Annotated in this window: 9 protein-coding genes and 2 pseudogenes; 10 read left to right on the top strand and 1 reads right to left on the bottom strand. The window is 44.5% G+C overall.

Annotation, left to right across the window (positions count from 1 at the left end):
* The 5 genes from C5471_RS22090 to C5471_RS22070 form a co-directional block, all read left to right on the top strand.
* A partial coding sequence (locus C5471_RS22090) for a DUF2345 domain-containing protein (RefSeq protein ID WP_166296424.1) occupies nt 1–1,490 on the top strand: 1,490 nt, incomplete at its 5' end.
* Nucleotides 1,490–3,109 carry an esterase/lipase family protein gene (locus tag C5471_RS22085; RefSeq protein WP_242688822.1) on the top strand — a complete coding sequence of 540 codons (1,620 nt, stop codon included), beginning with the start codon at nt 1,490–1,492 and terminating at the stop codon, nt 3,107–3,109. The genes C5471_RS22090 and C5471_RS22085, both read left to right, overlap by 1 nt.
* Nucleotides 3,102–4,193 carry a T6SS immunity protein Tli4 family protein gene (locus tag C5471_RS22080; protein WP_133814753.1) on the top strand — a complete coding sequence of 364 codons (1,092 nt, stop codon included), beginning with the start codon at nt 3,102–3,104 and terminating at the stop codon, nt 4,191–4,193. Before C5471_RS22085 ends, C5471_RS22080 begins: the two co-directional genes overlap by 8 nt.
* A 548-nt stretch (nt 4,194–4,741) precedes the next feature.
* Nucleotides 4,742–4,933, top strand: coding sequence for a PAAR domain-containing protein (locus C5471_RS22075; protein ID WP_387464723.1), 192 nt, complete (start codon nt 4,742–4,744; stop codon nt 4,931–4,933).
* Nucleotides 4,934–5,009: 76 nt separating this feature from the next.
* On the top strand, nt 5,010–5,174 hold the full coding sequence (locus C5471_RS22070) for a hypothetical protein (protein ID WP_166296418.1): 165 nt from the start codon (nt 5,010–5,012) through the stop codon (nt 5,172–5,174).
* A 731-nt stretch (nt 5,175–5,905) separates the two neighbouring features.
* On the opposite strand, the gene C5471_RS22065 is transcribed toward C5471_RS22070, so the two are convergent.
* The gene (locus C5471_RS22065; protein ID WP_166296421.1) at nt 5,906–6,094 is read right to left on the bottom strand and encodes a hypothetical protein; all 189 of its coding nucleotides are present in this window, start codon (nt 6,092–6,094) and stop codon (nt 5,906–5,908) included.
* 38 nt (nt 6,095–6,132) lie between these two features.
* Between C5471_RS22065 and C5471_RS24645 the strand changes: the two are divergent.
* From C5471_RS24645 to C5471_RS22040, 5 genes and pseudogenes are all read left to right on the top strand, one after another.
* Nucleotides 6,133–6,312: pseudogene (locus C5471_RS24645) on the top strand (DUF3304 domain-containing protein); the annotation flags it as partial.
* Between the two features lie 353 nt (nt 6,313–6,665).
* Nucleotides 6,666–7,652, top strand: coding sequence for a T6SS immunity protein Tli4 family protein (locus C5471_RS22055; RefSeq protein ID WP_133814755.1), 987 nt, complete (start codon nt 6,666–6,668; stop codon nt 7,650–7,652).
* A 128-nt stretch (nt 7,653–7,780) separates the two neighbouring features.
* A pseudogene (locus C5471_RS24640) lies at nt 7,781–7,903 on the top strand (type VI secretion system baseplate subunit TssG); the annotation flags it as partial.
* A 125-nt stretch (nt 7,904–8,028) separates the two neighbouring features.
* Nucleotides 8,029–9,339, top strand: a complete 1,311-nt coding sequence (locus C5471_RS22045) for a hypothetical protein (RefSeq protein WP_133814757.1) — start codon at nt 8,029–8,031, stop codon at nt 9,337–9,339.
* Nucleotides 9,340–9,531: 192 nt separating this feature from the next.
* Nucleotides 9,532–9,715: helix-turn-helix domain-containing protein (locus C5471_RS22040; RefSeq protein ID WP_166296321.1), on the top strand; the 184-nt coding region annotated here is incomplete at its 3' end.

Below are 9,715 nucleotides of genomic sequence, written 5' to 3'. Positions count from 1 at the left end.
TCTGTAAAGGGGCGGTGATAACGGGTATCAGCAGCAGTGCGCGCCGGGATCGCAGTTTTGAAATGGCGTTCACCGCTATTCCCTACGCGGAAAACATCTGTTTTCGGCCTGAATTAATCCCCAAACCGCGGATAGCGGGCACCTTGCCCGCCAGGGTGAGCAGCACCGTCGTGAATGACCGGTACGGGGATATTGATAAAGACGGGTTGTACCGGGTGGCGTTTGATTTTGACCGGGCGGAATGGTTGAAAGGGGGAGAAAGCCTGTGGGTACGTTTGGCTCGCCCCTATGCGGGTGACACCTACGGTTTTCACTGGCCCTTGCTGGACGGTACTGAGGTGGCGATCGCATTTGAAGGGGGCGACCCGGATCGGCCTTATATCGCCCATGCGCTGCACGACTCAAAACACCCTGATCACGTCACCTTATTCAACTACAAACGCAATGTCCTGCGCACCCCGGCGAATAACAAATTGCGGATGGATGACGAACGCGGTCGGGAGCACATCAAACTGAGTACCGAATACGGCGGTAAGAGTCAGCTCAACCTGGGGTATCTGGTGGACAGTCAGCAACCACACCCGGATAAACGGGGAGAAGGTTTTGAGTTGCGGACAGACGACTGGGGCGCGATCCGGGCCGGTAAGGGGATGTTTATCAGTGCGGATAAACAAGCCAGCGCGGGGGGAGACGTGTTGGCAATGCAGGAAGCAATCGGTCAGTTACAACAGGCGCAGGCGTTAACCGAAGCATTACGGGGTGCGGCTGAAATCGCTAAAGCTGAATTAGCGGATTTGCAGCAACAGAAGGCGTTATTGAGTGACACGTTAACGGAACTGAGAAAATCGGCGCTGTTACTTTCCGCCCCTGAGGGTATTGCTCAGACGACGGCGAAAAGTCTCCAATTTTCTGCGGGGGACAATGTGATTGCCACCAGTGGGAAAAATACCGATTTCAGCGTGCTGAAAAAATTCACGGTGGCTGCCGGCGGGATGATCAGCCTGTTTGCCGAAAAGCTGGGGATCAAACTGTTTGCCAGCCGAGGTCGGGTAGATATTCAGGCGCAGGGTGATGCGATGGGATTGGCGGCATTGAAAGACATCACGGTGAGCAGTCATGAAGGCAAAGTGTTCATCAGTGCCAAAGAGGAGATTTTGCTGGCCTGTGGCGGGGGATATATCCGTATTGGCAACGGGCAGGTGGAAAGTGGGGCACCCAATAACATTATCCAGCGGGCGGCGGTGTGGCAAAAACTCGGGGGGCAGAGCTTTAATCAGATGGCTTCCCAACGTGAGACAACGGATTTTTCTATAACGCCGCAGGTGCTCTGGCCTTTTGATGACTCACCGGTGAACCATCAAAGCAGCCTTTTGCACAATCAGGACAATAGTCAGCAGCCTTCGACAACCGGCTCGGATGGTAAGGTGACTAAACAGCAGCAATTAGGGGTGGAAGCAATGAAATTCTATTTAAAAGAAGGTAAGGAGTAATGATGGACGATTCATCAGAAAAAATTATTGTTCAGCCTGTTTATGACGAGCATGGCAGGTTGTATTACCCGTTAGTTAATGCGCCCAGTGAAAAGAACCTGACGGCGATTTGTTATAAGGTGCCAAACCGGGTTATTCCGGTGATTTTTCTGCCTGGGGTGATGGGGAGTAATTTGCAGGATAAAAATGGAACGTCAGTTTGGTGTTTAAACAGCAGTTTGGGTGCCTTGAAGGATTGGGTTTTAAAGGGCGCAGCAGATCGAAAAAAGTTGCTTGATCCGGAAAAAACTGTTGTCGATTCACGGGGCAGAGTAGACGACAATCATAAAGAAGGCCCTAAATTTCCTTCGCGGGAAGAGCGGGGTTGGGGTGAGGTCGCCTATATGAGCTACGGCGAATTTTTGCCCTGGATTCAGTCGGCGCTGGATGATCAGGATGAATTATTGCACAACCGGTTGAATAAGACGGGGAAGCAGACATTGCGTCAGCAGCTGGAGTTAATGGATTTACAGGCTGAAATGGGGGAAGCCAGACTGACACGGGATGAAATTAAGCTGAGTTATCAGTATCAGTATCAGTTTCCGGTTCATGTGATGGGGTATAACTGGCTTCAGTCTAATGTGGAATCAGCAAACCGGTTGGCGGATTATATTGACCAAGTGGTTACGGGCTATAAACGGCGGCATCAGCCTTGTGAGAAGGTGATACTGGTCACGCATTCAATGGGGGGACTGGTGGCACGTCACTATTCAGAAATATTGGGGGGGAGTGACAGGCTCCTGGGGATTGTGCATGGTGTGATGCCGACATTTGGTGCACCGACGGCTTATAAGCGGATGAAAGCAGGTGAAGGTAGCCTGGCGGGATTAGTCATAGGCAAAGATGGCGGTCAATTCACTGCTGTGATGGCACAGTCACCGGGACCACTCCAGTTATTGCCTGGTCTGAGATACGGTAAGTGGTGGTTGAAGATTGAGGATGGAAATACACGCTATAGCTTACCGGAGCGTGATCCTTATGAAGAAATCTATTTGCAGCGTGATAAGTGGTGGGGGTTATGCGAAGAACGTTTAATTAACCCGGAAAATAAGGCAAAGAATTGGGCGGTAATGCAGGCAGATTGGGATAAATATCATGATACGTTGTCGACAAAAGTCCGGCCTTTTATCGAAGGGTTAACTTATTGTTATCACAACAATACTTATGCTTTTTATGGTAACAGTATGAAACACCTCTCTTATGGCACCGTCCGCTGGGTAGCACGTAAAGATTATTTTAATCGGAAAGGTAATCCTGAACTGGCATTTAATAGCTCGATATTTGACCCGATGAATGCGGAGCTTTCAGATATGCGCAGTGTCAAATATCCAATAAAGCCTGGCAATGACTATTCTCTAATACAAACTTTTGCTATAGCGGATCCGCAAGAGCCCGGTGATGGCACGGTGCCAGTTGAGGGAGGGAAGTTTACTGCCAGCGGTCTGCGTTCAATATTGGGGGCGGAGGTTGATCATGAAGGTGCCTATAATACCGATGCTACCCGTTTTTTTACCCTACGGGCGATTGTCAAAATAGCGCAATCTGTTAAACAAACATCTTTGGCCTATCCTGATGAATAGAAAAAAAACGCTTGCCATAATAATTGCTAGCCTGCTTATGCTGGTGTTTTACGGGTTGTGGCACCGGTTGCAGCCCTATCCCCTACATACTGTGTTAAACCAGAAGGAAAAATTAGCTGTGGACAAACTATTAGCGAATTTACAAACCCGCTGTATCGGTCGGTATTTGGTTGATTTGCCGGAAGCGTACAATAATACCGTCAATGATGCTGTTTGGGTGAATGATAACGTGGTGGAAACTCAACGGATCTATTTACCTGCCTTTGAACAACGTATTCAATTACGGGAAGAAGCGTTACGGCAGATGAAAACGTCATATCCCGTTGATATGCCCTATTTAAAAAATATTTACTCTGTCCCCGAAGGGATGAAAGGGATTATTTTTGAACGTATGGAGAATCAAAGTGTACCGGATGTCGTCCGGGTACTGGAAGCTCATCTGTACAGCAATGGCGTGGCGATTAAAGTGGAAATGGAAGCGAAGAATGGCTCTGCGGCACGCTATGACAAGGATCGACAAATTGCTCCTAGAGTTTATACCAATACAGTACCAGCGAAACTGGTTGAGTTGAGGGATTTATTATCCCGTATACACGGACGTGAAGAAACGGAAATTCCGACTATTGCGGGAAGTTGTATTTCCAATGCATTTATTGCGGATAATCAAAGGGATAAAGAAGATATCGGCGTATTATATAAAACTGGCCCGGATAATTATTTGAATGTGAGAATACAAACAAATAACTATATCCGGGAAAAAGACAGTATGCTGGAGCGTATCGGCCAAATTAAAGCATTTCTGTATCGGGGTGATATTTTTCGTAAAGGCGCGCGAAAAATTAATGGGTTGGATACCGAGGAATTATTGGCGGTGGGGTTACAGCCGGACAGTGATGATCCGCGTTATCAGTTTACGTTACTGGCAAATGAGAAAACCGGCGGAAAGAAAACACCGGTCTTTGATTTGACGGTGGTCAATGATGAAAAGACACCGACAGCCTATACCCAAAATGAAATAGTGGCGTTCTGGGATGCTATTAGTCAGACCGTTAGAGTCAGACCCGGCGCTTTCGATCCTCGATAACATGCGTTTTAAATCAAACCCTTTATAGGGATATAAGGGTTAACTTAATCAAGGGGGATAAAGGCACTAAAATACAAATAGGTATTTTACATTCAGTTGTCAGAATGACTCAGGCGGTGAAAATTGGATAAAAAAAGGGTTTGCCGATTTTATTGGCGATGGGGGGTATTCTCTCTGTGAGAGGACGGTTTTTTTAATAATGCATTAATGGGGGGCTCAATGTGATTAAATTTGATTTTTGGGATGTGGTATTGGTCTGTGTTTTTCTTCTTTTCTATTATGCCTGGCCGGTCATAATGATTATTGATGGTTATGTCATTTATCGGACGATTCAAAGTATTAGGGGAAAGAAATACAAACACATGCTGTTCTTAATCCCTGTTGTGGTGTTATTGAGTGGGCCGCTTATTTATCTTTTAATTCAGTTTTTAAAGGTATGGGGCCCTTGAGATTAAAGTCAATAATGAGATATCTCGGGATAAAATATTATCTCCTGATATCTGACGGTTTATTTAGGGTTATTTCGATAATCAATAGAGGATATCGCAATGTCTGGTATTGTTTGTTTAGGTGATGCCACTGATCGAGGTGGAAAAGTGATCACCGCTTCTTCAACAATGTATTTCGACGGTAAACAGGCCGCTTTGGTGGGTGATCTCATTAATTGCCCGCTAGACGGGCACGGTATTAATCCCATTATTGAGGGGGATAATACCTTCAGGAAAATGGCCGCGCTGTAGTGGTGCATTATTGTCGCTGCCAGTGTGGGTGTCGAGTATTTAGCTCAATGCTTCATAACCAAGTTGAGTCATCGTCATGAGCTGGCCTATTCCTGAGATCCCCCGTCTTCGTGTCGTGGCACCGGTGCGTTATGGGTTGTGGGGGATTATTTTATTGCTGATGCTGGCGGTGGGCACAGGTATGGCGCTTGTGCTTGCAGTGTGGCTGAGTCTTCTCGTTGGAGAATTGTGGCAATATTAAATGGAGCTCTGTTATTCACAGAATGACAGATATTGCCATAATATTCCCATTGACGCTATCGTGCTTTATTTAGGTGTGGATTAGGTTTGATTCGGGATCGACAAGCCGGTTGCTGTTTATTTTTTTAGTATCACCCAATGTATTCTCATTCGCATTCCATGAATGATAATCATTATTTTTTACGTTTGTTTCATCTGTTGGGTGGTGAAATTGAAAGTGAAGTCATTTGTGTTTTTTATGAAATAACCACATGATTATAAATGAAAATATAACTTTTTCATTATTAATTAATAGCATTGTTATATTATAACTTACGAGTCGTTCGGTTTTTTTTAAATAAGTTCAATATTTTTATGTAAATAAATGTCATCTTATCTATATTTTTTTAAATATTATGGGGCTTATCTTCTTGTATCCCCGTTATATTCATTGGGCATTTAACATATTGTGCTATTTGATAAAAAAAGACTTGATTTTAATATGCACCCATTAGGAGAATCGAATTATTCAGTAACAGTCCATCCTATTAATGAATCGACTCATTGGTGGAACGGGAATAGCCCGATTAACTGTTTATATTCTGGTTAACATCCGGTCGGGAAATACCTGACCAGATTTGTTGTTTTCCTGATTTATTCTGATTGACTCCTGAATTCTTATTCGGTTTTAGTTCTGTTCGGTCCTGAATACCGTCTCCTGTCAGCGACTGCAAAAGGTGCCGGACTCTTTATTTACTCCGTTACCAGCAAACTTACCGGTACCCGTGTGCACGAAACGACTAGGAGAAAATTATGAACAACGCAACCCCGGCGATCATCTTTGATCACAGCCGCTACAAACTGAACGTGTGGAGCAAGACTGCATGTTTTTTGTCCTGCCATCAGGTCAAAGTCACGACTTCCTGTGACGTCTACAGGCATCTCAAATCCAGATTGTTGCTAATGTGAAAGAGTAGAAGATGAAAAAACAACAGTTTAGGCTGGCGGTTTTGTGTCTATTACTGGCCGCTTGTAGTCAGTTTCCGGCGCAGGCAGGCGTGATTATCGCGATTAATCATACCAAATGGGCGATTAACCGGTTCAGTGTGGATGGTAATCCCGGTATTGATAATATCGGGCCGTACCAGGGCGGAGGTGGGCGAGGTGACGAATCAGCAGAGACAGTTTATCGAAGAGCGGCGATTGCAAATCGGCAAGGAAAATCTCAAAGCGCGTTGGGCCGGAAAAATGCTGAAACCGACCCCGAAAGGGGGGCCGGAGAAATGAAAAACGTTATCCGTCAGGGCGACAGCCTGCCTTCCTGATTATCAGGTGGTGGCATGAAAGCCAGTCCCATTTTGCTGCCTTATTGATTGTCCGCCAATGGAATGGCGTTGATATGGCGTGAGATTGAATAAGAAATACCTTACTTATTTTATTGGCTATCGTGGTTATTTATGTTTTGTGGCAGTGATATTTCCCTGCCCTTTATTACCCTAAGAAGGAAAAGAAAATGACAAATGAAATGTTAGCAAATATGCAAACTCGTTGTGTTGGCCGTTATCTGATTGATATTCCCTTAGCATTTGAAAACATCGTCAATACTGGGGTATTAATTGGTGATGCAAGAATAGAAACCAAGCGTTTGCATTTATCCACATTTGAACAGCGGATACAATTAAGGGAGCAGAAGTTAAGAGGGACCAGGACTACCGATCCGAAAGATCTGCCTTTTTTAAAAAAGGTTCATCATCTCCAGGGGAATTTATACGGCGTTATTTTTGACAGAAATAACAATGTCAGTGAACCCGGTTTTACCCGAGTATTAGAAGCCCATTTATATGATAATGGTGTAGCTTTTATCATAGAGATGAAATTTATAGAAATCTCAGATGACAAATACAGTTATTCAGAAAAACTTTACATAAAATCTGGGATGACCGAAAGCCAATATAAAATGCTTTCTCAAACTTTGGACAAAATGCAAAGGCTTCTTCCCAGAATCAGTGGCAGAAAGGATAGAGAAATTCCAACAATGGCAGGGATCTGTATCCCTGACGGTTTTATTGCCAGTCATCATAATGATGATGAGGAAGTGAATATGATTTTTGTCTATCAGGGAAATGAGGATGATCATTTCACATTCGGTATTGAAATAATTAATCATCTTAAAGAAGGTTCTTTATTTGAACGTATTGGTGAAGCTGAAAGGGATTGGTTCGTTAATTGTGGCAGGGTAATAAGAAAGAGGGAAAGAGAAATAAATGGCATTCATGGGGAAGAGTTATTAACCGTAGGTCTGCAACCTTTTGATAGTAATCCTCGGTATCGATTTGATTTTATTATCAATGATATGGTGGTGGATGAAGAAAATGTCTGTGTTGGTATTATGTCAATGAATTACCAGTTACCTTCAACGCCGTATACCGAAGATGAACTGATTATGTTTTGGGATGCAATAACGAAAACCTTTCGTAAAAGGCCGGACGCTTTCGGATAGAGATATGTTTGGCATTATTTTTTTAGGTGGTGCGGCTAATGAGTGCGAAAAAGCATTCTCGTTAATTCAATGAGCGATTAAGAAAGGTGATATCAGGTTATGGCTATTTTTTCTCTGATTATTTTATCTCCTTTCTTCTTATTTACTCTGAACCTATAACGGTATTTTTTAATCAGTTTTACCAAATCTGGCGTAAATACTCCTACCCGGCGACGTTTGCCTCCGGGGGAAGTGACAGGACATTTCAGTGCACGGTAACCGTTGGCACGGTGTCCGTCACGTACTCCTTTTTTCATCGGCAGGTGAAAACGTTGCAGCTGGATCTTACGTCATTTATTGCAATTAACTCAATGAACTATAAGGAATTTATTTTATTATGAATAATCTTGTGACTAAAGCGCTGTCATTGCCTGACTGGTATCCGCAAGCTTTCTCTCATTTGGGGGCCGAGGAGTATGCCATCGTGTGTCAAATTTGGCAGCGTGAACCTATGCTGCGTGAACTGGCCGCTGAACTTGATAAATATCATCCACCGAAGGAAATGTGTTGTACCGCCAGTGGAAGTCATGACGTCAGTTTCATGAGCATGATGGAATCTGCCCATTTGGAGTACTATTGCCGCCTCTGTCGGAGTTACCACTCTTACTACTCCGGAACACCATTTCATCTACTTGATAGTAGTCAGCATGCCCGTTTATACGCGGTTTTGGTAACGCTCTGGGGCTGTTGGCGTATTGAAGAGGCAATGTGGATAAGTGGTTGTTATGATAGAAAATCCTGGAGACGCTACTGCCAGCGGTTGAAGCCGGTTCTGATGTTGATCGGTAAACGTTCGGTGACGCCGTATCCCCGTCATTTACTGGGCTTCATGCCGGGCCAGCAAGGAGTACATTGCCCGACATGCCTGTCATCACGGTTAAGCTATGCTGAGGAGATGCCTGCGGGCAACCCAATGGTTCACTGTGAAGCGTGTCGGCATCAGTTTGTGATCTATCCGGAAGTACCCAAGGGTATTGATCCGTTTGCAGGCAAAACGCCGGATGATGAGGTGCCAGTGCCTGATTGGTTCCAGCGGTTGTTTGCGCATACTACGCAAGCGCAATACCAGCATTTAAGATGTGTCTGGCAAAGAGAGCCGGTACTACGGGCGCTGGCTGATCGTTTGGATGAACAAAACCCATTCCTGGGTGGAGTATATGAATGTCCCTGGTGTGGGAACCAGCGTTTGAGCGCCTACATTAGGGAGCATCATCACCGTGATGAATATTATTGCCGGGCCTGTGATAAATCGTTTTCTGCCAGTGCTGGCTCGGTATTTTATCGGTTGCAGGAGAAATATTACTATCGCCTGTATTCCGTGTTGATCATGTTGTGGACACAGTGGCGGCCTACGGATACCTTGGCAATAGGTAAACTCAGAAAGTTGGAGGTATTAAACTACTATCGTAAACGGCTACAGCCGCTGTTTGATGAACTGGGTGATCAGCCTATTACACCGTACCCCCGATATATGTCAGGATTTAAGCTCGGAAGGCAGGGGGTTTGCTGCATTCATTGCCAATCTGCGAATCTGGATATCGCGGGGGTAGTCACTACGCCGGATAATCCGAATATTCGTTGTTTGGATTGTGACACTAAGTTTAGGTTGCATGTTTGGCGCTGGCAGTTTTTATCCGATGCACCGTAAAATGCCATTTGATCCCTTTTGTCAAAATGGGATCAATATATTATTTCAGCGGCAGCCTTATTAGTCAATTAAGGCTGCCGCTGTTATTATTGGTAATTGAAAGTTACGTTAATAGTTTGATAATACGATTTTTATACCCGTAATCATTGAAGATGCTTGATTTTATCCGAAATAGAGATCATTATCCTCGCTATGAAAATATTTATTACATCAGAACAAAAAATCAAACTTGAACGTCTTCACGACACCACTCGTGATGGTCAAGTACGAGACAGAATAAAAGCTATCCTTCTGGCTTCTGAAGGCTGGAGTTCTGTCATGATAGCCCAGGCATTGCGACTCCATCAGACCACCGTTGACCGCCATATCCGTGATT

Source organism: Photorhabdus tasmaniensis, assembly GCF_011189505.1.
In the GTDB taxonomy this organism is placed as follows: Bacteria; Pseudomonadota; Gammaproteobacteria; order Enterobacterales; family Enterobacteriaceae; genus Photorhabdus; species Photorhabdus tasmaniensis.
This window is presented reverse-complemented; position numbering and strand designations above follow the sequence as displayed.

Coding starts and splice junctions, on each gene's coding strand:
- C5471_RS22055 (WP_133814755.1), top strand. CDS start 6,666: ATGACAAATGAAATGTTAGCAAATATGCAAACTCGTTGTGTTGGCCGT.
- C5471_RS22065 (WP_166296421.1), bottom strand. CDS start 6,094: ATGCCTGTAGACGTCACAGGAAGTCGTGACTTTGACCTGATGGCAGGA.
- C5471_RS22070 (WP_166296418.1), top strand. CDS start 5,010: ATGAGCTGGCCTATTCCTGAGATCCCCCGTCTTCGTGTCGTGGCACCG.
- C5471_RS22045 (WP_133814757.1), top strand. CDS start 8,029: ATGAATAATCTTGTGACTAAAGCGCTGTCATTGCCTGACTGGTATCCG.
- C5471_RS22080 (WP_133814753.1), top strand. CDS start 3,102: ATGAATAGAAAAAAAACGCTTGCCATAATAATTGCTAGCCTGCTTATG.
- C5471_RS22075 (WP_387464723.1), top strand. CDS start 4,742: ATGTCTGGTATTGTTTGTTTAGGTGATGCCACTGATCGAGGTGGAAAA.
- C5471_RS22085 (WP_242688822.1), top strand. CDS start 1,490: ATGATGGACGATTCATCAGAAAAAATTATTGTTCAGCCTGTTTATGAC.